The organism is Ruegeria sp. CF5 (genome assembly GCF_056537325.1).
In genome coordinates, this window is sequence record NZ_JBQFRI010000017.1 from 1 (window position 1) to 21,885 (window position 21,885).

Below are 21,885 nucleotides of genomic sequence, written 5' to 3' on the forward strand. Positions count from 1 at the left end.
GACTGACGTGACCGGCACCGTGACGCTGGCGGCTGGCACCGAGATGGTCATGCCCGGCGACAACGTGTCGTTCGAAGTTGAACTGATCGCACCGATCGCGATGGAAAACGGCCTGCGCTTCGCGATCCGCGAAGGCGGCCGCACCGTCGGCGCCGGCGTTGTGTCGAAAATCGTCGAATAATTCGCGCAAGCGAAGGATCAGACAGAAAGGGCGCCCCCGGGGCGCCCTTTTTTTGTTTTGGGCTCTTTCTGGCGGCAAAATAGATGCAGGGCGATAGCGATCCGCTCAGATGCCCGCGCGGTAGTAAGCATTGCCCTTTGTCATTGACTCGCAGCAGACAGGCGGCTTGTCTGGAACCGTTGCTTCCAAAACGTTTACATGTTGGAGTTCAGTCGATGAAATACCTGCTTTTTGTAACTGTTTGCTTGCCTCTATCTGCAGCCGCTGAGCAATCGCGTTCTCTGGACGCCCATGAACACGGTGCCGGTACTTTGGGAATCGCGATTTCGGCATCCGAGGTTGCCATGTCTCTGGAAGCGCCGGGGATGGATATCGTCGGATTTGAACACAGCGCCACCAGCGCCGAAGATCGTGCGGCGGTGGAAACCGCTGTTTCGGATTTGGCGCGTCCCATGGATTTGTTCGTCCTGCCTGAAAGTGCAGGCTGCTTGGTGAAAGGGGCCAAGGTTTTTCTGGAAGGTGACGATCCGGAGCATGCGCACGACGACGAGCATGCCGACGAAGACGACCATGCGCATGACGACGAACACGCGCATGACGACGACCATGCCGAGGAACAGACCGACGAGCATGGCACGGAACACACCGAGTTCAGGGCGGAGTACATTCTGCAATGCGAGAATCCGCAAAGTATTGACCGTATCGAATTTGCCTATTTTGAACGGTTTCCGAACGCCCGTGAAATGGATGTTCAGATCGTCACCGACAGCGGCGCAACCGGCCATGAGGTTGAACGGGATGCCCCCGTTCTCGATCTGAAGGGCGTGTTTTGATCCCCGACAATGGAAGTGTTGACGAACAGCCTGACAGCTGTGCCGTTTATCTGAAGGATGTGGAATTTAACTGGCCGCAGACAGATTTTTCCATGGTGGTTGGGGAATTTTGCGTCGGGACGGCTGAAAAGGTCCTGCTGCTTGGGAAAAGCGGGGCGGGGAAATCCACGTTGCTCAACCTGATCTGTGGGGTGGCGCTCCCGCAAAGGGGTCTCATTCGGATTGCCGGTCATGAGTTGACGTCGATGACCTCGTCTCAACGCGACCGCGTACGGGCAGACAAGATGGGTGTCATCTTTCAGATGTTCAACCTGCTGCCCTATGCAAGCGCCGTGGACAACATTCTGGTCCCGCTCCGGTTCTCTCCCGAGCGACGGAAACGCTGTTTGCATCCGCGCGAGGATGCTCTGGGCTTGTGCGCCTCTCTGGGGCTTCCGGATGCACTGGTGACTCATGGGTCGGCATCCACATTGTCTGTGGGCCAGCAGCAGCGTGTCGCTGTGGCGCGGGCGATGATCGGTCACCCCGAGATTATCGTTGCGGACGAACCGACATCGGCATTGGACGCGGGGTCGCAGGACGAGTTCATGAACTTGCTGTTCGATCAGGTGTCGGAGTCCAGCAGCACCCTTATCATGGTCAGTCACGACGAGCGGCTGGCCAATCGGTTTGATCGGGTGGTGCGGCTGGAAGATGTGTCGACGACCGCTGGATTGGTTGCTTCATGACATTGATCAGGTTGGCCTGTCTGTCTCTGAAAAGCCGGGCCCTGACCGTGGGTTTGACGAGCTTTGCCATCGCCCTGTCCGTCGTGCTGTTTTTAGGGGTGGAAAAGCTGCGCACCGGTGCACGATCCAGTTTTGCGGATACGATTTCGGGCACCGACCTGATTATGGGCGCGCGTTCGGGTGGCGTTCAATTGCTTCTCTATTCAGTTTTTCGCATTGGTAACGCGACCAACAATGTGACCTGGGAAAGCTATCAGGACATTGCCTCGCGACCTGAAATCGCTTGGGCAGTGCCGATCTCTCTGGGTGACAGTCACCGGCAGTTTCGCGTCATGGGAACGACGCCCGAGTATTTCCAGCGCTACAGGTATCGCGGTGATCGCGCCCTGACATTTGAACAGGGCGAACAGATGCACGATCTGTTCGACGCGGTAGTTGGTGCGGATGTGGCAGCGCAGCTGAACTATGAGGTCGGGGATCCGATCGTCGTGGCCCATGGCCTCGCGTCATTCAGCGAACACGACGATACGCCGTTTCGGATATCGGGTGTTCTAGCAAAGACCGGTACACCGGTAGATCGTACCGTGATCGTAAGCCTGGAGGCCATCGAAGCCATCCATGTCGACTGGCAGGGTGGCGGGCAAAAGCCAGGCGAGCCCACTCCGGTCGAAGAAATTCGGGCAATGGACCTGCAGCCAAAGGCCATTACGGCGGCGATGCTGGGGGTGAACTCGAAGCTTCAGATTTTCACCATTCAGCGCGCAATCAACGAGTACCTCGAAGAACCCCTGCTGGCCATCCTGCCCGGAGTGGCGCTTCAGGAACTTTGGGGCATCGTCGGAATAGCCGAGCGCGCGTTGATCGGCGTGTCGGCGATGGTTGTCGTCACCGCGTTGCTGGGACTGTCGGCAATGATCCTGTCGGGGCTGAATGCCCGCCGCCGGGAAATGGCAATCCTGCGGGCAATGGGTGCGGGCCCTGCGACGGTGATGGGTCTGCTGATGATCGAGGCCGTGTTGATGACCGTTCTGGGAACCCTGCTGGGTGTGCTGCTGCTCTATCTTGGGCTTTTCGCTTTGCAGCCTTGGCTGGACAGCGCGTTTGGCCTTTTTATACCGATCACCTTTCTGTCCCCTCGCGAGATGCTGATCCTGTGCGCGGTTGTCGTGGCCTCTGCGCTGGTAAGCCTGCTGCCGGCAATACGCGCGTATCAAATGTCTCTGGCGGATGGCATGACTATCAAAATGTGATTTTGTTCGGAACTCAAAACAGTTAGACTGCATGCATGTCTCGCTTGGCCGGAATGATCGTGGCGATAGTGGCCGGGGCCGCCTCGAATGCGGGTGCCTGCGGATTTCACAACTACACCCCGCAGCCCACATTGGTTGACCGGCTGATCGACAGCGAGCATGTCGTGCTTGCGCGCCAGAATCCGGACAATCCCTTTCGATATCAGGTTACTTCGGCCTTGGAAGGTGGCGCCGAAGATGTTGAGTTACCGCATCTGGTGGACAGCGTAACCCGACAAAGGCTGGGGACCGATCCAGCCGCGCAGGTCCTGTTTGCCCGCCAGAGCGCCTATGGCCCGTGGCAGCGGGTGGCTTTTGTCGATGACGATATGCGCCCCGTTCTCAACACCGTCATGTCGCAGTTGCCCGATTGGCGACTGGGCGAGGACCAGAGCCGGTTCCGAACTTTTGCGACCTATCTCGACCATCCGGACGAAGATATCCGGCTGCTCGCGTTGCGGGAGCTTGACCGGGCGGATTACGGGTTTCTGGTGTCCCATGACCTTCGGATCGACATGGCCCGGATGCTAGCCGGATACAACAACCCCGCACAGCGGGACCTTCGTGCCATCCGTATTCTTCTGTTGGGTCTGGGTGGCAGAGACGATGTTCGCGGGCAGCTGGCGCTCGGGCTGGACCGTGCTGCACAATTCGCAAGCAGCCTGACAGGCGCCTACGCAACCGCGCTGATCGAATTGGATGGCCCGGCCGCTGCAAACACTCTGGCCCAGACATACCTGACCGACCCGGAATTGCCCGAGGCATCCAGAGAAGCGCTGGTCGAAGCACTGGCCCTGCATGGCCAGTATGGCGATCAGCGAATGCAGAACTCTGTTGCCGAGGCCGTAACGCAGGCATTGCGCGGATCTGCTACGCTTGCGCCTGCCGTTGCACGCCAGTTCGGCGCCCGTCGGGTCTGGTCGCAACGTGATGCCCTTTCGGACCTTGTCCGGGATGGGGTGCTGACATCACCGCTGGATGTTCTCGCAGTAAGCCAATATGTCGCTATGGCAGATGGCCTCGCGGACCCGTCACGCCCAGCCGAAAGCGGCAATTCCCAGAGCCGAGGTTTTGACTGATGCAGACACGAAGGCATTTCCTGAGCCGGGCGACCGCAGCCGCAGGGGTTCTGACGGCCTTGTCCGCGCCACTACGGGCGGACAACGCACCGATTGAGTTGGGGTGGGATGACCTTGTACCAACTGCTGATGGAACCACCATGGAAAGGCTCCGAAAACAGGGCATCATTCAGCATGGTGAACTGAGCACCCCCTTCGATCAGGACACGGCCGCCGAAGTGACCACGGAATACAACGGCAAGCTTGTCCGCATCCCCGGCTACCTTGTTCCGTTGGAATTTCAGGATCACTACGTCACATCCGCGCTGTTGGTGCCATATGTCGGGGCATGCATTCACGTACCGCCTCCGCCGCCGAACCAGTTGATATACATCACGACGGAAACACCTTACGAGTTTCAGTCCCTGTTTGAACCGGTTTGGGTGGTCGGGACCTTCGGAACGGCCGCAGCCAGCACGCAACTTGCCGAAGTGGGCTACATGCTGGTAGCCGAAAAGATCGACCCTTATTCCTGATTTATCAGGTGGCCCCACCGACCAGCGCCCGATCCGGCGAGGAAACCAGGGCGCAGATTTCGTTGTGCACATTGTCGAATGCCTGGCCCAGTGACGTCGGGCACTGCAGCTTGAAAAGGCCCAGTGATTGGCGGATAGTGCCTGCGACATGCCTGAACCTTATTCTTTCCGCCATGATCCCGAAGTGCCCGCGTTTGACGACAGTAACCCTTTGGCGGTTATGGACGCGAACTGCGCGTTGTGCAGTTGGGGCGCGCGGATGATCCATCGTCTGGACCGATCGGGGACCGTGCGCATCTGCCCCGTTCAAACACAGTTGGGGGCAGCGCTGATGCGTCACTATGGGGTGCAGCCGGACGATCCTTCGACCTGGTTGTTCCTAGATGCCGGTGTTGCCCATATTGATTTCGACGCGGTCGTACATGCCGGTCGGCGGTTTGGCGGATGGGGTCGGCTGACCGCGGTGTTGCTGATCTTGCCCAAACCCACAAGGAACTGGTGTTATCGCCGCGTTGCGCGCAACCGCTATGCGCTTTTCGGTCGATCCGACATGTGCGCACTACCTGACGCATCGTTCCAGAGACGTCTGATGCGATGAAAATCCTTTTGCTTGGCGGATACGGCGTCTTTGGCGAACGGCTTGCCAGGCTTCTGGTCCGGGACGGTCACGATGTCTGCATCGCCGGGCGCAACACGGCGTCGGCGCAAGCCTTGTCTGATGAACTGGGCTGCCGGTCCCTGATGATGGATCGCAATGGCAGCCTCGGCGGGTTGCGCAATTTTGATGTGGTAATCGACGCTGCCGGTCCGTTTCACGATTATGGAAACGATCCGTACCGGCTGGCAAAGGCAGCGATTGCGGCGGGTGTGCATTATCTGGATCTGTCCGACAATGCAGCATTCTGTGCCGGAATTTCGGCGCTGGATGCTCAGGCAACCAAAGCGGGCGTATGCGTGCTGTCCGGCCTTTCCTCGGTTCCGGCCCTGTCGTCCGCCGCAGTCCGCGCCCTTGCCGGAAAGAACAGGCCACTTGAGATCGACACCGCGATTCTGCCCGGAAACCGAGCGCCGCGCGGGTTGTCGGTGATGCATTCGATTCTGGCACAGGCGGGGCGGCCGATATCCGTCTGGCGCGGCAACCGGTGGGAGCGCGGGTTTGGCTGGTCCGACCCGGCAAACTATGACCTGCCAGACGGCGTGATCCGGCAGGGCTGGCAGATCGAAGTTCCGGACCTGCAGTTGTTTCCCGCACATTTCGGTGCCGGGACGGTCCGTTTCCGGGCTGGTCTGGAATTGGCGGTTATGCGCTATGGTCTAGCCTGTTTTGCGGCCTTGCGCCGGGTGCTGCCATTGCCGGTGACACGGCCGGTTGTGCGGGCGTTCAAAATGATGGCGGATATGTTGGCACCATTCGGCACCGGGCGTGGCGGTATGTCGGTAACCGTCACCACACAGGCCGGGCGGCAAACATGGCGGCTGTTGGCAGAGGACGGCGATGGCCCCTTCATTCCGGCGGTGCCTGCACGCGCCCTGCTGCGCCGTCCGGACCTGCCGATTGGTGCCGATCCCGCGCTTGAGGTCATCACATTGACCGAGGCAGAGGCCGCAATGTCGGACCTGAGCGTCGTTACCGAGCGCTGCTCTGAACCGCTCAGCCGGATATTCCCGCGCGTCCTCAAAGACAGCTTCGACAGGCTGCCGGACTCGGTCCGAGAGACGCACCTGACCGTCGACAAAAGCCGCTGGCAGGGAAGATGCGAGGTCCAGCGTGGCAAGGGCGTCTGGTCCGGTCTTCTTTGTGCGCTGTTCGGCTTTCCTGCTGCTGGCAAGGATGTGACGGTGGAAGTTACCAAAACCGCAACACCGGCAGGCGAGACATGGGAACGCCTGATCGGCGGACACAGGTTCCGATCGTATCTGGGCGCGACGGACCGGGGCATGACCGAACGGTTCGGCCCGTTCACCTTCCTGTTGGGGCTAGAGGTACAGGACGGTGCGCTGATCTATCCCGTGCTTGCCGGACGGATGGGGCCGGTCAGGCTGCCGGGGTGGTTGCTGCCGAAATCCGTGGCACGCGAATTTGAGGCCGAGGGGCGGTTCAACTTTGACGTAGCGATTTACGCACCGATCACAAAGCGCCTGATCATCCGGTATCAGGGTCACCTGACCCCAATGGCAGGGGACAGGCCAACCCTCTCAATGCCAGTTCACGTCGCCCACGAAAATATAGCCTGCGCCGTAGATCGTCTTGATTAAGCGCGGATTCTTGGGATCTTCACCAAGTTTGGTGCGCAGGCGCGATATCCGCACATCCATCGCACGGTCGAAACTTGCCCCCGCGGCCCCGCCCAGTGTCTCCTGCATCTGGGCGCGGCTGATCAGGCGCTTGGGGCTTTCCAGAAACAGACGCAGCACTTCGCCTTCGGCATGGCTGAAGGTGGTCTCCTGCCCGTTTTCGTCTTCCAGAATGTAGCGGTCGAAATGCGCCGTCCAGCCGCTGAAATGCGCCGTGTTGCCTGCGGGTGCCGATGTGCGCTGCGTTCTTAGCCGTGCCCGGATGCGGGCCACCACTTCGGCCGGATCGAAAGGTTTGGTGATATAGTCGTCAGCCCCCAGTTCCAGCCCCGTCACCCGGTCCTGCACCTGCGCGCGGCCGGAAATGATGATGACTGCCGCACCCTGCTCCAGCGCCAGACGGTGCACCAGCGCCAGCCCGTCCGTATCAGGCAATGACAGGTCCACCAGACAGACATCCGGCGTGACCCTTTTCAACGAGGCTTCGAATTCGCGGGCGCGCGAAAAGCTCTGGGTCTGAAAGCCCGCATCCTCCAGCACATCCGTCAGTATCTGGCGGATTTCCGGTTCATCGTCGAGAATGGTTACCAGAGGTTTGGTCATCACGCGGCCTTGGTCTGAATGAGTGCGGCAAGCTGCTGGCGAGAGAACGGTTTGCGCAGAACCGGCCCCAGTTCAAGGGCCTTTCGATGCAGCGGGTCCGAAACCGGCAGTGAAGTCATAAGGATACAGGGCAAGCCGGGCCTCAGTCTGCCGATCAGGTCGATGCCGGTGCCGGACCCTTCCAGTTTGATGTCCGACAGCACGAAACTGATATCCTCGACATCGGCGGTCAGGGCGCAGGCCTCGTCAACCGATGTTGCTTCGATCACCGACAGGCCTAGATCCATCAGAAGGTCCCTGAACTGGCTGCGAAGCTCGTCATTGTCTTCGACAAGCAGGGCCAGACCGCCCCGCGAATCCGGTGCCGGGCGATAGGGAAGGCGCAGGATGACGGAGGCGCCGGATGCGGTGTTGCGCAGCTGCAGGTCCCCGCCCGCAAGTTTTACCATGTCGTAAACCATGGGCAGGCCCAGCCCCGATCCTTCGTTGCCCTTGGTGGTGAAGAACGGGTTCAACGCCTTGTCCAGCGCTTCGGCGGAAAATCCGGGGCCGGTATCGGTGACGGTGATTTCGATCCAGATCGATCCGATCGTATGCGCGCTGATGGTGATCTGCCCCGTGGCTCCGCAGGCGTCCCGGGCATTCAGCACCAGATTAAGCAGGGCATCCTGCAACATACCGGGGTCCAGCATCATCGGCTTGTCCGGCAGGTTGTTGACCACCGACAGTCCCATTCCTCGGGGCAGAGAAGGCGAGGCCAGAATCTTCATGTCTTCCAGCAGGCCGCGCAGATCTGCCGCCCGCGGGTGAAGCGTCCTGTTGCCGGTCATATCTGAAATCCGGTTCAGCAACTGCCCGCCGCGCCGGGCGGTTTGCTGGGTGGCGGTGACCAGCTCGCGCGCTTCCTCCGGCAGCGGCATCTTCTTCAGCTTGCCCTGCATCCCAAGAATGATCGTCAGAAGGTTTGAAAAGTCATGCGCCAGACCGCTTGTCATCTGTGCGGCCATCGCCCTGCGGCGTGTCTGCTGCAGCGCGACGCGCGCCTGCGTTTCCTCGGTCACATCCATCGACAGGATATAGACACCGCCCAGATTGTCCGGTGTAAACGACGCCCTGATCCGCCGCTGATCGTGATCTTCGGTAAACTCGAAGATCGAGGTCCGCCCGCCATAGGCCTTTTGAAGATGAGGGGCGACCTTGGCGAAAGCCGTTGTTCCCAGCGCGTCCGAGATATGCAGCCCCAGAATGTCCGAGGGACGCCCGGGCATGACCGAGCTTAACCGGCGGTTGGAATAGGTATAATGACCCTCGGCATCCACATGCGCGATATGGGCGGGCATCATTTCTGTCGTCATGCGCGTGCGCGCTTCGATTTCCGTAAGTTGCCTCTTGGCCTCTGCCAGGGCCGAGTTCGTCGCGGCCAGTTCGCGGTTGGTGGCCGACAGTTCTTCGGCATGGGTCAGAAGCTGATCGGACAACTCCTCGGAATGCGACCGCAAAAGTTCCTCGACGCGCTTGGTGCGGGTTATGTCGGTATAAACCGCAACCCATCCGCCTTGCGGCAAGGGCGCACCCTCGACCGAGATGACCTGACCGTTGGGGCGAATGCGCTCGATATAGTGTGGCTCGAATGCAAGCGCCTGTTCGACCCGGTGGGCAACGATCTCGTCAATATCTTCTTCGGGTGCGTATTCGCCACTCTCGGCCAGAAACCGGATGGTGTCGGCAAAGGCCGCGTTTGGCTGCACCAGATGATCCGGCAGGTTGAACATCTCCTGAAACCGGCGATTGCTGAGGACCAGCCGCAGTTCGCTGTCATAGATCGACAGGGCCTGCCCGATCAGATTCAGGCCCGCTGTGGTCATCGCCTTGATACGTTGTTCTGATAAGTCCAATTCGATCCTCCGCCGGACATATGCCTAACACCCTATGTGACCATAGGGTAGGGGCCTTGCAGACCCGAATGGTCGCAACGTGACAGGATGTGTGACTCGTCGCGAATTCCTGACTCAGGATACGAAATTTACTGAAGCAATCAGAATGCCTGGTCACGCATTGTTGGACCAAACATCAAGCGATTCTGACCCAATGGCCGCTATGCTGTCTCCATCAAAGCTTCGGCAAGCCCATGTTCTGAAAGGGCTCCCGGCGCACCAATTGCGACAATCCTTGTTTCTGGTTTGCGTTCACCCCAGGCTTCATCCCGCGCGATGTCCATGCGTTTTCCGACGACCTGTACAAGAATGCGATGATCCGGATCTTCCTCGCTGAAGACAAAGCCCTTTAGGCGATAGACGTCGCCAGGAAGCTGCCGAATTGCACTCTTAAGAGAAGATAGGCTTATCGGGCGTTCAGCTTTTATCATAGTCGTTGAAAAGCTGTCCGAGTGATCAGCGTGATGGCAACCACAGCCGGGCCCATGTTCATGATGATCGGGTATTTCTGTTTCGAGCTGTTCGGCAGCAAAGCGACCAACGGAAAGAAGTATGTCCAGAGGGACGTCTGCGTTGACAGCTTCGACCAGACGATATCGACGGAAGCGAGACCCGAGCCAATCGTGCACCCTCTGAACAGCGGCCCTGTCGACAAGATCGACCTTGTTCAAAATAACCATATCTGAGAACGCGATTTGACGGAGCTTCAGTTCCATTTGTTCCGGCGCAGCAAAAAGCTGTTCCGCATCGACCAGACACATAAGGCTGTCCAAACGGATCATGTCCCGAAACTTCTGATCGGTAAATGTCATCGCGATTGACGACGGGTCCGACACGCCACTTGCTTCAAGGACGATGTATTCCGGTTTCTCAGGCCGGGCGAGAACGGCTTCCACCGTTTCGATCAAGTCATCTCGGATCGAGCAGCAAACGCAGCCATTCGCCAAACTCATCACATCATCTTCGAGGCCGACCACCAAGTCGGCATCGACGTTGATGGATCCAAAGTCATTAACAAGAACCGCAACCCGCAACCCGTGATTGCCTGTCAGGATGCGGTTCAGAAGTGTTGTCTTACCGGCTCCAAGAAAGCCGGTAAGGATCGTGACGGGGATTGCGGATGTCGAACCGAATTCGATCATGTTGTTACTCCGCTTTCTTCTTGCGGTTTGGGATGACGTCATCGACCTTGATGACGAAATCACTGGGCCACTCTGGATCGGGGGCTCGGAATACGTCAGCTGGATAGTATTCCTTGGGGTCGATCTCCATATCGCGGTACTTCTGGTCCTGCTGTTCGGCACGTGACGACCGCGGCGCTGGAGGCTTGATTTCGTCCGGCAACGTGATCTTGCCTTCTGCTTCCATCTTGCCCAATTCGCGGAAGGGTGCGACTGAACCAGATTTTCCGGGAAGCGTCGCCTTCCGATACCAGATTGCATCCTTTGTTACGTTGACGACCGCGACGTCCAAACCCCAGGCGAACAGCCCATCATAATGGGCTCGGATTCCCGCCAGCATTTCGGCATCGATATCCTCGTCTTGCGTATAGTGGGTCACCATTGCAAGCCGTGGGCGCGCCTCAGCCATCATCTTACCAACCGCGTAGTGCGATGTATGGTGCGTATCGATTGTGTAGTTGAACAGCTCTTGCGGCAGACCGTATTTGTAGGTCATCAATTGCCCGATATCCTGTCCGGACATTTCGGTCACAAACACATCGACACCTTTTCCGTATTCAAGACTCAGTTCATCGGGACGGCCGTCGCCGGTCCAAACAAAGCTCAGTCCATTCCAGTCCAGCCGATACCCGACGGCACCGTCCTTGGCATGGCTGCGCGGCCAGGAGCGCACTGTGACGCCATCTTCGTCATAAACAATGCCGCCTTCCTGACGGAAATCGAATTCATTGACTTCTATCTCGTACCCGTCCCCAATCGGGAACACATCAAAGGCCTCTAGATGCCATTTGAGCATCTGTTGCATCCCTTTGACCATTCCAGCTGTGCCAAGCTCGGGGGTCCGACCGGAGGGGCCGTGAATGCGCAGCGGCGTGTACCCACCGGACCAAGCCCGGAATGGATAGATGTAAGGGATGTCGGCATAGTGATCGACATGTAGGTGCGTGATGAAGATGTCGTTGATTAACTGACCCGGGACCTGCATCCCGATAATGTTGCGGACACAGCCTGACCCGAAGTCGAAGAAGAACCTCTTTCCGTTACCCAGTTCGACCATAATACAGGTGCCAGCCTGATCTTCACGGGGAGGAAATGGGGTTGAACCACAGAATGAAATCCGCATTTCGTCCGGTCCGAGGTCCTCGGACAGCGGAAAGTAGTTCGCATTCGAGCCTGTCATGTATTTTGTGGGCCGGAAATACTCCGGTAGTGTGATACCGCCCGCAGGCCTGCCGCCGTAAGGGTTCTTTAGGCTTTCGCCCAGTGGTCCATCACCCTGATGCGCTTGCGCTGCGCCTGCACCGTAAGTAACGGAACCTGTTGCGACCGCGCCCGCTGCAAGTCCTTGCATAACGTGGCGCCGGGAAGGGTTTTCGATTTCGTCAGATTGCTGGTTCGGTTCGTTCTTAAGATCTTTGCCGTTGTCTTCTTTTGTCATGGCTATGCCCTCAATTGGAAATGCTGCGAGGATTGCGCTTCACCATCCGGCGAAGCTCGTTCACGAGTTCAGATCTGATGTGGGCCCATTCCGCGCGTTCCGAGGCTGTGATCGATACGTCATCCAACAGCTCGGAAACTTTCTTCAGGTCTTCGATAACCTCTTTGAGTAACGCGTCGGTTTCGATACGCCCTGACAGCGCATTGGAAAGTTCTGGAATCTCTTCAATCAGGTCCACCACCACTGGATAAATCCCGGCTCCCACTATCTATTCTCACATCGAGATGAGTGTGGTTGACCGCGCCAGCCAAGTGAGTCACCGTGAGTTGGGGGTGAGTTTGCCTTGAACAAAGCCAATGATTTGCCGATAGATCAACATGTTGGGCAGCCGTCACCGGATCTTGTCCGGGAAGCACTCGAGCGCGTTGTATCAAGCGACGAGTTTCAAGCTTCGCCCCGTCTCCAGCAGTTTCTTACATACGTAGTCGAGGAAGCTATCGCAGGTCGCGGTCCCCAGATTCGAGGCAAAGCTATCGCTGTGGAGGTCTATGGGCGACGCATTGATGGCTCTGGCGGTCAAAATCTCGTTCGCGTCGAAGCCAGGCGGCTGCGTCGACTGCTACGCGAGTTTTACGAAGATCAATGGGACGGCGAAGGTGTTCGCATTTTTGTTGATCCCGGCGGATACAAGCCGCGATTTTCGTACGAGCCTACGATTGAAGACCACACATCAAGGGCATGGAACAGCGATGGGCCTCGTGGGCGTCGGCGGTCGCTGCAACTGCTGCCAGCTGGACTGGGTGTCCTTGCCGTAATCGCGGTGCTTGGCATCTGGTTGAGTCGGGAAAACAGCAAGGTTTTGCCAACGACCCAATCCATCGAACAAGCTGAACGTGCAGCACTTGGTGAGCAATCTTTGACAAGACTTCAGGCGGCCAACCTTGCGGATCAAGCCCGAGGCATGTTTTTTCCCGTTTTTGATGTCAAACGTCAGCAAATAGCACTGGGAATGTTCCAGCACGCTGTGGAACTTGACCCGGCTCTGTCTGACGGTTTTGCCGGAACAGCGCAGGTTTTGGCGACTCTGGCCTTGCTGTCCCCGGACGAAGCGCAAAGGGACGATCTCTTCAGTCGAGCCTCAGAAATGTCTGGCAAAGCGCTTGAATTGTCCCCAGCCGATGCATGGACAAACGGCGCAAATGGTTGGGTGCTGGCTGTCAAAAATCAGCCAAACGAGGCATTGAAATACGCAAGGATGTCCGTCGAACTGGCACCGAAGGATGGCCATATTCTCGACCTTGCAGGTATCACTGCAATCATGGCTAACGCCCCGGAACTTGCAGCCGAGGTTAGCGATCCGGAGAGATCCAGATCAGGATCTGGTAGGTTTGGTGCAAGGAACATCTGGGGCGTTTCGCAACTCATGCTCGGGAACTACGAAAACGTTGTTGAAGCCTTTCAGGGCGCACCAGCTGCCGGGGCACCTGTCAGTGCTCCTTCGCTATTATTCCAAGCCGTTGCGCACGATCAGTTGGGAAATTCAGAAGATGCACAACGACTCGTTGCTGAAATGCGCAGGACATGGCCCGAGTTTCCGTCCGAGTTTCTCGCCGACAGGATTTTCCACAATGACCGCAATACGCGGAATATGATACTGGAAACACTGAGTAGATACTGACGAAACGCATCGCGGCTATTGCCTATGCTGGGTTCAGACTTTCGCCACCGGTCTTGCGAAAATCGGAACTAACACCATTAGCAGCGCAAGAATCCAGAATGCCGTCGCCAGTGTCGATGCCCCAGATATGAAACCAATCAACGCTGGCCCCATAAGGATGCCTGCGTATCCCGTTGTAGTAACTGAGGCGATAGCAATCCCGGGTGGCATCAAGTTTTGTCGTCCAGCAGCGCTGAATAGGATCGGCACCAAATTCGCGGCTCCGAGCCCAATCAAAACAAACCCAAGCAGGGCTACAACCGAATTGGTCGACAGCAGAATGCTTGCGATCCCAATGATTGCGAGTAATCCGCCAACCATCAGTACGAGATATTCGCCGTACCGCTCAACTATATGGTCACCAGTCAGGCGGGCCAGAACCATCGCGATTGAGAACAGGATATAACCGACGCCCGCGCTTTCAGGTTCAGCGAGCTCAAGATCAATGATCAGAAGAGCACCCCAGTCCAGTAGGGCTCCTTCGACTAAAAACGTGATTGCGGCCAAAATGGCTAAAACCAGAACAATCCCACGCGGAACGACAATGGGTTCCGGATCCTTACCACTGACCTCCAAAAACCGAGTTCGGGCCAGCAGCATCGAAGCCAACGCCACAGTAGCCCCCACGATGGCACAAGCCAGCACTGAGATGGACAACGACAACAACAGTGTGACCAAACCAGCTCCGAAAAAACCACCAATACTGAACTGGGCGTGAAAGTTCGACATAAGGGGGCGTTTTTCGATAGCTTCAATTTCCGCGCCATGAACATTCACTGCGACGTCGATGGTTCCAAGTGATGCTCCGAAAACGAATAAAGCTGCACCCAAAACCAATGGCGTTTGCGATAGCGCCAGAAGGGGAAGCATCGCGATCAAACCATAGCCTCCAAGCAAAATAAGCGGACGAGTGCCACGACGCGCTGCCAAAACACCGGTAACCGGCATGGCGACGATGGATCCAAAACCAAGACAAAGAAGGAGAAATCCAAATTGCGTTTTATCAACGCCAACGGATTCTTTAAAAAAGGGGAATAGGGGCGCACAACAGGCCAGGGAAAAACCCGCCGTAAAAAAGGCCAAACGTGTGGCCAAGCGTGCCGAATTTGTAGCCGAATGATCAGTCGGCTGGCCAATTCTCGGGGGCAGTTCACTTACACGAGAACTATCGCTCATTCAGTCACCACACGCGTATGTGACGCGATCAATTCTGTTGTCGCGTTCTGTGAATCTGTGACAACAGCATCGATCTCTGAAAGTGCTACTGTTCGATGACGGGCTCTAAGGCCGATCTTCGCGTGACCGGTCACAACAATGGTTCGGCTTGCGGCGCGGTGCATTGCCTTCTTCATCATGGCTTCTTCCGCGTCGTCTGAGCTGAGACCAAACTCCGCTTCCAGTCCGCACGCTCCCAGAATGGCAACATCTACCGCGACATCCGCGACCCGTTCGATTGCGGTGTCTCCTGTCGCAATGCCGCCTTGCGGCCTTAGGCTACCGCCCAAAACAAAAACCGGAACGTTCTTTTGCTGGCAGGCAATTGCAATCCAGGGCGACGGTGTGATCACAAAGCGCCCCTCTTCGTGGGGCAGGTTTTCGACTATGGCAAGTGTTGTTGTGCCTCCATCGATCAGAAGTGTCGCCGCACTCCCGATCTCTCGGATAGCGGCCGATACCAGCTTCGCGTCAGGCGCGGCATCTCCCGCCAGTCTTTTATGCAACGGTGGTGCTGGAGTGGACAAAGGCACTGCACCACCGCGAACGCGTTGGGCCTTACCCTCTGCTTCGAGGGCGAGAATGTCCCGTCGGATCGTATCAACTGATACTTCAAATTCTTGAGCAGCTTCGACCGCAACGATTTGCTGACCGTCCTGCAAGCGCCGAGCCAGTTCGAGTTGTCGTGTGTCTGGGACGTTCAGATTCATGCAGAAACTTTCAGAATGTTGCAAAAAACCGCATAGGCGGTTATGCGACGTCCGTCAATACTGAATAGAAGCCAGCAAGATCGGGATGAAATTGAACCACCTTGCTCTATGGGCAACCGACTTGGAGCGGTCCACGAAATTTTGGGGAGAGTTTTTCGAAGCGGAACTCAGTGACAGGTATAAGAGTGTGAATCGCCCCGGCTGTGCCTCCCGCTTCGCCGCGTTGCCCGAATGGCAGCAATGAGCCGAAAGCCGTCTTTGCTTCACATCTGGATAGAAACCTTGGAATGATAGCCCGTGAATACCGCATGTTTCGGGTCGAAGTGCCAATTCAGTGTGGGTAGTTTCACACTGAACAATCACAGGATTTCCCGATGCACGGACGCGACGCACTCTTCCCGGATTTTGATCAGTTAACGGATGCGGAAAACGCGTTGACTGAACGTTTGAGCCAGGCACGCCGCAACTATGCCAGTCGCAAGGCCACCTCGGCTGAGTTGACGCCTGACTGGTTGGAAGAGCTGCAGTCCAAACGGTTTGACCAAGCAGAAGACCTTGAACCGCTGATGGACTGGGTGATTGATGCGCTCAACACTGGCAGCGTGCAGATGACGCATCCGGGGTATCTCGGCCTGTTCAATCCGGCACCTACGTTTGCCGCAGAATGTGCGGATCGGATTGCATCAGCCTTCAATCCGCAAATCTGTGTGTATTCTCATGCGCCTGCTGCTGTCGAAATCGAACAACATGTCATCAATGAACTGGCCCGGCGCGCCGGGCTTACCAAGGGGGCCGGGGGGCATTTCACCAGTGGTGGGGCCGAGGCCAATTCAACGGCTGTTTTATGTGCCTTGCAGGCCAAATGCCCGGAGTACAGCGACAAGGGCATCTATGCGTTCGGTGGTCAGCCGACGATTTACGTCTCGAAGGAAAGCCACCTTGCATGGTTGAAGATGGCGCATTCAGCGGGCATTGGACGCAACGCCGTTCGATTGATCGCGACCGACGGTCAAGGGCAGATGGACGCGGGTTGTCTGGCGGCAGCCATTGATGAGGATCTGAAAAGCGGATGCGTCCCGGTCCTGATCGTGGCCACGGCTGGCACTACGAATGCCGGGATGATCGACCCACTCAAGGATTGCAGCACTCTGGCGCAAGAGCATGACATGTGGTTTCACGTCGATGCGGCCTGGGGTGGCGCGATGATTGCCAGCACGGCAGGACGGTCGGTGTTGAATGGCATTGAACAGGCGGATTCAATCACGATTGACGCCCATAAATGGTTCGCCACCACGATGGGGGCTGGCATGTTCCTGACCTCACGCCCCGACATACCGGCCCAAGTTTTCCGGATTTCGGCCAGCTACATGCCGGAAAGCGAGGCGGCCAAGGATTTCTATGTGAATTCCAACCAGTGGTCGCGCCGCTTCGTGGGGTTGCGCCTGTTCCTCGCCCTTGGTGCTGCCGGATGGGACGGCTACGGAGACCATGTTGAACGCTCAATTCGCCTGACCAACCGGTTCACGGAAAACCTTAGAAAGGCAGGTTGGACGGAGGCAAACCGGTCTCTCATGGGGGTGAGTTGCATGGTTCCGCCGGAAGGGAACGACGCTGTACAACGTTATGTCGATGCAGTTCATGAAGATGGCCGGTTTTGGATTTCCAAGGCGGTGTTCGAGGGAAAACCGGTTTTGCGGGCCTGCGTTACCAATGGACGCACGGATGAAGCGACCATTGATCAGTTGACAGCTTTCCTGACGACACTTTGAGGCAAGGAAATGCGCGCCCGCCGCAAGTACCGCGGGCGCCTATCCAATTGGTCAACCGGCGCGCAGATGCGTAGTTGTCATGTCGATCAACAGCCGCCCCGTGTCGCCGCGAACATCGGTGCGAATGACAATGAGCGTGCCGCCGCGTTTGACCGTTGTGGAGGTTGCAATCAGATCGCCCGCCTTTTCGTTACCCGACAAGACCGTATGAAGATCAACGGCGAGCGGGAAACCCGACCCGTCTTCACCAATGCTGTCCAGGTCGCCGATGGCACACAATGTTGCTGCGATATCGGCAAACCAGATCAGGGCGCCAGCGTGCATCGTCCCAAACGGATTCTTTGCGGCTTCGGTTACCGGCATTCTGGCAACCACGCGTTCCGGCTCGCGGCTTTCGATGGTAAAGCCGATTTCGCCCTTCCACTTGTTCTCAGCCAGTTTTTGTCTGATGTTCGTTTCCATACTCTCAGCTTTCAGTGGCAAGAGCATGCTCGCATCTGAAAAACCTGAATTCGACCCAGAACTTGCGCATTTGGCCTTACCGGGGCGTGGTGATGAAAAGCGCTGGCTGCAGACACTGCGACGCAGAATGCAAAGCATCAGTTTGTGGCGTCTTTCGTAGGTAGCCTTTTAACGTACACTGTGTGTCCGTAACTCGAGCTCACATCCGGTATGATCCCGGCGTCCGGTTTGTCCATTTTCGAAAGGCTCTGTGAAAGTTCGCTGGGGCCGAGAAGCCAGTGTCAAACGCGATTTGATCTATACTGTCCGTGCTTTGCTGAAGTGACCGGATCGCAATGTCGCGGCGTAGGGCATCTTTAATATCCTGAAAGGATGTTCCTTCGTCTTTCAAGCGCCTGTTCAGGGTCCGAGGCGTCATTTTTAGAGCCCGGGCTGCATCCGGAAGCTGGCAAGTCTGCCACGTCGCTCCGTAAAGAAAGGCGCGGACGCGAAGACTGTTTGTATGGGCGCGCGAGCCGGTAAATATCCAATCGAGCGGCGCGCGTTCAAGGAAAACGGATGCCTCGGCGGGGCTGCGGGTGATTGGGCGGGTGAATTGGCGTGGGGCAAAGCGAATACTGGTTTGACGGGCGTCGAACTCGACGGGGCACGGGAAGACGACCGAATAGTCCGCAGCAAATTCCGGACGGGAAAAGGAAAAGCAAACCGTTTGCACCGGCGTCTCTGAGCCGCTGAGCCAGGATAGTAGCCCGTGCGCCAGTTTCAGGATCAGCATGTGACCGAAACGCTGTGGTTGGGTATCACCAGAATAAGGCACCAAAGCCAGCTCCACCTCGTCCGGATCGTTCCGCAAGTCAAAATAGAAGTCATCCAGAAGCAGGTTCCAGAACGTCGAGAACCGATAGAGAGCCGAGGTCAGGCTGCTTGCCCCGCGCTGCACCGTCACCAGATGCTGCAAGGCGCGGGGTCGGATCGGGCGGCTCCAAAGCCCCATCATTTCGTCCCCGGTCTCAGGCGCGGCAAGCTGATAAAGCCGTGTAATTTCATTGAGTGTGACACGTTGAGTTGGTGCCATCGGAGTGGTTTGAAGACCAGAGCGTGCCAGCAGCGAAGCCATCTCTTCCGGGGTGCAGCGAGACCTAAGAGCACCCAGCCAATCCTGAATGAATGCGGCTGATACGGTCGTCAGAGAGACAGGGTCATGGCTGGTCATTTAGGTCTCTGTTTGGCGTAATCGGATAGTATTTTGGCAAAAGATGAGCTTAACGGCAATCCAATCGGCAGATAGATGACGCAAAACCATAGTTTCCGCGAGGGAGCCCAGGATGTCCTATCAGCCGCCCGTTCAAGATTTGATGTTTTGTGTCGAACACCTGTCTCATTGGGAGCAGGTGTCATCGTTGCCAGTGTATTCAGACTACGACTTGGCGGATATTGGTGCCGTGCTGGAAGGCTATGCCAGGTTCTGCGGTGAGCAGATCGCGCCTTTGTCCCATATAGGAGACACGTTGGGTGCCCGGTTTGACAATGGGCGCGTGACGATGCCCGAGGGTGACGCGCACGCCTATGAACAGTTCGTCGAGATGGGTTGGCAGGCCCTGACCCACCCGGTGGAATACGGTGGCATGGGACTGCCGCGAACTGTAGGCGCTGCGGCAGTCGAGATGCTGAATGCCGCCGACATGAGCTTTGGCCTCTGCCCACTTCTGACCGATGGGGCCATCGAGGCACTACTGCTGACCGGTTCGAACGATCAGAAAGCCATGTACCTTGAACCGCTGATTGCTGGGCGCTGGTCCGGCACGATGAACCTGACGGAACCACAAGCGGGCAGCGATCTGGGGCGCGTGACGACTAAGGCGGTGCAACGTGCGGATGGCAGCTATGGCATCTCAGGAACGAAGATATTCATCACATATGGCGCTCATGATCTGACCGAGAACATCATCCATTTGGTATTGGCCCGTACACCCGACGCACCTGCCGGGCCCAAGGGGCTGAGCCTGTTCATCGTGCCGCAGAAGCTTGTGGAAGCGGATGGGACGGTAGGATCAGAAAATACGGTCAACTGTGTGAGCATCGAACACAAGCTGGGTGTTCGCGCCAGCCCGACGGCAGTGCTGGAATACACAGATGCCACAGGGTTCTTGATCGGCGATGAAAATCGCGGGTTGGAGTACATGTTCATCATGATGAACGCAGCGCGGTTCTCCGTTGGAGTGCAAGGTATAGCGACCTCTGAGCGGGCCTACCAACGTGCTCTGGCCTATGCACGCGAGCGGGTGCAAAGCCGTCCGGTGAATGGTCAGGCCAAAGACGCGGTCGCCATCATCGAACACCCGGATGTCCGCCGTATGCTCATGCGGATGCGCAGCCTGACGGAAGGCGGTCGGGCCATGGCAGCGGCGACCGCCGGGTTGCTGGACATCGCACATCATCAAGACAATCCAGAGATGGCCGCTCTGGCCGAATTCATGGTTCCGCTGGTCAAAGGTTTCTGCTCGGAACGTGCAGTTGAGGTCGCCTCGCTGGGCGTACAAATCCATGGCGGCATGGGCTTTATCGAGGAAACCGGTGCCGCGCAGCACTACCGCGACGCGCGCATTTTGCCGATTTACGAAGGCACCACCGCCATTCAGGCCAACGACCTTCTTGGACGCAAAGTAATGCGCGATGGCGGCGAAACTGCCCGCCGCTTCGCAGCTCGGATAAAGGCAACCGAAGCGGAACTGGCCGAAGGTGACGCAACAGCGCAAGCTATCAGCACTAGTCTTGCACAGGCGCGCGGCGCGTTTGAAACCGCATTGGATTGGTTGTTGGAAAACAGCCGAAAGGACATCGATGCAGCCTTTGCGGGCTCGGTCCCGTTCCTGATGTTGGCAGGTACGCTGGCGGCGGGATGGAAGCTGGCAAAGGGTGCGTTAGCTGCGCAAGCTGCGCTGGATGCTGGACAGAATACGCAATTCATGTCCCAGAAAATTGCCACCGCCCTTTTCTTTGCGCAGCACATTTTGCCTGAATGCATGACCGAACACACTCGCATTTTGTACGGCTCGCGCAGCCTGCTTGATGCGGCTTTTGCCGAATAATCCCTCGAAAGGACCTGACCCATGAATGATGTCGTGAACCCTGACACTTACGAAAGCCTCGCGATTTCAGAGCGTGAGAACGGCCTGTACGTCGTAACCTTGAACCGCCCTTCAAAGCGCAACGCGCTGGATGTGGCCACAATCGAGGAACTGATCCGCTTTTTCAGCGGTGCCCGTATGGCCGGTGTCAAAGCTGTGGTTCTTGCCGGTGAAGGCAACCATTTCTGCGCGGGTCTTGATCTGGTTGAGCATTGGAAAGCTGACCGCAGCCCTGATGACTTCATGCATGTCTGCCTGCGCTGGCATGAGGCGTTCAACAAGATGGAGTACGGCGGTGTGCCGATCATCGCTGCACTCAACGGTGCGGTTGTGGGCGGGGGTCTGGAACTGGCCAGCGCGGCTCATATCCGGGTTATCGACCCGGGCACCTATTTCGCGCTGCCCGAAGGCCAGCGCGGGATTTTCACCGGTGGCGGAGCGACAATCCGTGTTTCAGACATGATCGGCAAGTACCGCATGATCGACATGATCCTGACGGGCCGCGTCTATCAGGGGCAAGAGGCCGTTGATCTGGGATTGGCGCAATACATCACCGAAGATGGCGGCAGCATGGCCAAGGCGATGGAACTGGCAGAACAAATTGCACAGAACCTGCCGCTGACCAACTTTGCCATCTGCTCTGCGATCAGCCACCTGAACAACATGTCCGGCATGGATGCAGCCTATGCCGAGGCTGTGGTCGGCGGAGTGGTCAACACCCAACCTGCAGCCCGTGAGCGCCTGGAAGCCTTTGCAAACAAAACCGCCGCTCGCGTGCGGCCCAACAGCTAAGTCAGGCGGAACCGGG

General features: G+C 57.4%; 22 protein-coding genes. 13 read left to right on the forward strand and 9 right to left on the reverse strand.

Translation table 11 applies throughout. The features are described 5' to 3' along the window. The 8 genes from ACR0NW_RS22930 to ACR0NW_RS22965 all read left to right on the forward strand — a co-directional run. Positions 1 to 181: EF-Tu C-terminal domain-related protein (locus ACR0NW_RS22930; RefSeq protein ID WP_480791879.1), on the forward strand; the 181-nt coding region annotated here is incomplete at its 5' end. A 215-nt stretch (positions 182 to 396) separates the two neighbouring features. Beyond that, entirely contained in the window at positions 397 to 1,014 is a 618-nt protein-coding gene (zrgA, locus tag ACR0NW_RS22935; protein ID WP_480453056.1) for a zinc uptake protein ZrgA, read from the forward strand. Next, a complete protein-coding gene (locus tag ACR0NW_RS22940) occupies positions 1,011 to 1,742 on the forward strand; it encodes an ABC transporter ATP-binding protein (protein ID WP_480453055.1) in 732 nt (243 codons plus the stop codon). Before zrgA ends, ACR0NW_RS22940 begins: the two co-directional genes overlap by 4 nt. Further along, on the forward strand, positions 1,739 to 2,992 hold the full coding sequence (locus tag ACR0NW_RS22945) for an ABC transporter permease (protein ID WP_480453053.1): 1,254 nt from the start codon (positions 1,739 to 1,741) through the stop codon (positions 2,990 to 2,992). Before ACR0NW_RS22940 ends, ACR0NW_RS22945 begins: the two co-directional genes overlap by 4 nt. A gap of 35 nt (positions 2,993 to 3,027) precedes the next feature. Next, complete coding sequence (locus ACR0NW_RS22950) at positions 3,028 to 4,110, forward strand: hypothetical protein (protein ID WP_480453051.1); 1,083 nt, start codon at positions 3,028 to 3,030, stop codon at positions 4,108 to 4,110. Beyond that, the gene (locus ACR0NW_RS22955) at positions 4,110 to 4,625 is read left to right on the forward strand and encodes a DUF3299 domain-containing protein (RefSeq protein WP_480453049.1); all 516 of its coding nucleotides are present in this window, start codon (positions 4,110 to 4,112) and stop codon (positions 4,623 to 4,625) included. Before ACR0NW_RS22950 ends, ACR0NW_RS22955 begins: the two co-directional genes overlap by 1 nt. A 148-nt stretch (positions 4,626 to 4,773) precedes the next feature. After that, the gene (locus tag ACR0NW_RS22960) at positions 4,774 to 5,223 is read left to right on the forward strand and encodes a thiol-disulfide oxidoreductase DCC family protein (protein WP_480453047.1); all 450 of its coding nucleotides are present in this window, start codon (positions 4,774 to 4,776) and stop codon (positions 5,221 to 5,223) included. Then, on the forward strand, positions 5,220 to 6,881 hold the full coding sequence (locus ACR0NW_RS22965; RefSeq protein WP_480453046.1) for a saccharopine dehydrogenase family protein: 1,662 nt from the start codon (positions 5,220 to 5,222) through the stop codon (positions 6,879 to 6,881). The genes ACR0NW_RS22960 and ACR0NW_RS22965 overlap by 4 nt, the downstream gene beginning before the upstream one ends. Here the strand turns inward: ACR0NW_RS22965 and ACR0NW_RS22970 are convergent. From ACR0NW_RS22970 to ACR0NW_RS22990, 5 genes are all read right to left on the reverse strand, one after another. Further along, on the reverse strand, positions 6,822 to 7,523 hold the full coding sequence (locus ACR0NW_RS22970; protein ID WP_170656953.1) for a response regulator transcription factor: 702 nt from the start codon (positions 7,521 to 7,523) through the stop codon (positions 6,822 to 6,824). The genes ACR0NW_RS22965 and ACR0NW_RS22970 overlap by 60 nt on opposite strands. Beyond that, positions 7,523 to 9,388, reverse strand: a complete 1,866-nt coding sequence (locus tag ACR0NW_RS22975; protein ID WP_480453059.1) for a PAS-domain containing protein — start codon at positions 9,386 to 9,388, stop codon at positions 7,523 to 7,525. The genes ACR0NW_RS22970 and ACR0NW_RS22975 overlap by 1 nt, the downstream gene beginning before the upstream one ends. 230 nt (positions 9,389 to 9,618) lie before the next feature. Next, entirely contained in the window at positions 9,619 to 10,599 is a 981-nt protein-coding gene (locus ACR0NW_RS22980) for a CobW family GTP-binding protein (RefSeq protein WP_480453044.1), read from the reverse strand. Between the two features lie 4 nt (positions 10,600 to 10,603). Then, the gene (gene gntH / locus ACR0NW_RS22985; RefSeq protein WP_480453043.1) at positions 10,604 to 12,076 is read right to left on the reverse strand and encodes a guanitoxin biosynthesis MBL fold metallo-hydrolase GntH; all 1,473 of its coding nucleotides are present in this window, start codon (positions 12,074 to 12,076) and stop codon (positions 10,604 to 10,606) included. A 10-nt stretch (positions 12,077 to 12,086) separates the two neighbouring features. Continuing rightward, positions 12,087 to 12,341, reverse strand: coding sequence for a hypothetical protein (locus ACR0NW_RS22990; RefSeq protein ID WP_480453042.1), 255 nt, complete (start codon positions 12,339 to 12,341; stop codon positions 12,087 to 12,089). A gap of 78 nt (positions 12,342 to 12,419) precedes the next feature. Between ACR0NW_RS22990 and ACR0NW_RS22995 the strand changes: the two genes are divergently transcribed. Continuing rightward, positions 12,420 to 13,754: a tetratricopeptide repeat protein gene (locus ACR0NW_RS22995; protein WP_480453040.1), complete on the forward strand. Its 1,335-nt coding sequence runs from the start codon at positions 12,420 to 12,422 to the stop codon at positions 13,752 to 13,754. Between the two features lie 33 nt (positions 13,755 to 13,787). Here ACR0NW_RS22995 and ACR0NW_RS23000 read toward each other — a convergent pair whose 3' ends face one another. Further along, positions 13,788 to 14,969 carry an MFS transporter gene (locus ACR0NW_RS23000; protein WP_480453038.1) on the reverse strand — a complete coding sequence of 394 codons (1,182 nt, stop codon included), beginning with the start codon at positions 14,967 to 14,969 and terminating at the stop codon, positions 13,788 to 13,790. Beyond that, the gene (locus tag ACR0NW_RS23005; protein ID WP_480453036.1) at positions 14,966 to 15,718 is read right to left on the reverse strand and encodes a DeoR/GlpR family DNA-binding transcription regulator; all 753 of its coding nucleotides are present in this window, start codon (positions 15,716 to 15,718) and stop codon (positions 14,966 to 14,968) included. Before ACR0NW_RS23005 ends, ACR0NW_RS23000 begins: the two co-directional genes overlap by 4 nt. A gap of 85 nt (positions 15,719 to 15,803) precedes the next feature. Here ACR0NW_RS23005 and ACR0NW_RS23010 point away from each other — a divergent pair, with 85 nt between their 5' ends. Both ACR0NW_RS23010 and ACR0NW_RS23015 read left to right on the forward strand, forming a co-directional pair. Further along, positions 15,804 to 15,962 (forward strand): VOC family protein, encoded by a 159-nt coding sequence (locus tag ACR0NW_RS23010; RefSeq protein WP_480453034.1) that lies wholly within the window; start codon positions 15,804 to 15,806, stop codon positions 15,960 to 15,962. A 130-nt stretch (positions 15,963 to 16,092) separates the two neighbouring features. Next, entirely contained in the window at positions 16,093 to 17,487 is a 1,395-nt protein-coding gene (locus ACR0NW_RS23015) for a pyridoxal phosphate-dependent decarboxylase family protein (RefSeq protein WP_480453033.1), read from the forward strand. Between the two features lie 51 nt (positions 17,488 to 17,538). Here the strand turns inward: ACR0NW_RS23015 and ACR0NW_RS23020 are convergent, their stop codons facing one another. Together ACR0NW_RS23020 and ACR0NW_RS23025 are read right to left on the reverse strand one after the other, a co-directional pair. Next, the gene (locus tag ACR0NW_RS23020; protein WP_170656979.1) at positions 17,539 to 17,949 is read right to left on the reverse strand and encodes a PaaI family thioesterase; all 411 of its coding nucleotides are present in this window, start codon (positions 17,947 to 17,949) and stop codon (positions 17,539 to 17,541) included. 199 nt (positions 17,950 to 18,148) lie between these two features. After that, positions 18,149 to 19,162, reverse strand: a complete 1,014-nt coding sequence (locus ACR0NW_RS23025; RefSeq protein ID WP_480453031.1) for an AraC family transcriptional regulator — start codon at positions 19,160 to 19,162, stop codon at positions 18,149 to 18,151. A gap of 112 nt (positions 19,163 to 19,274) precedes the next feature. On the opposite strand from ACR0NW_RS23025, the gene ACR0NW_RS23030 reads away from it, so the two are divergent. Next, positions 19,275 to 21,038 (forward strand): acyl-CoA dehydrogenase family protein, encoded by a 1,764-nt coding sequence (locus ACR0NW_RS23030; RefSeq protein WP_480453029.1) that lies wholly within the window; start codon positions 19,275 to 19,277, stop codon positions 21,036 to 21,038. A 21-nt stretch (positions 21,039 to 21,059) separates the two neighbouring features. After that, positions 21,060 to 21,869: a methylthioacryloyl-CoA hydratase gene (dmdD, locus tag ACR0NW_RS23035; protein ID WP_155147812.1), complete on the forward strand. Its 810-nt coding sequence runs from the start codon at positions 21,060 to 21,062 to the stop codon at positions 21,867 to 21,869. Positions 21,870 to 21,885 lie beyond the last annotated feature (16 nt).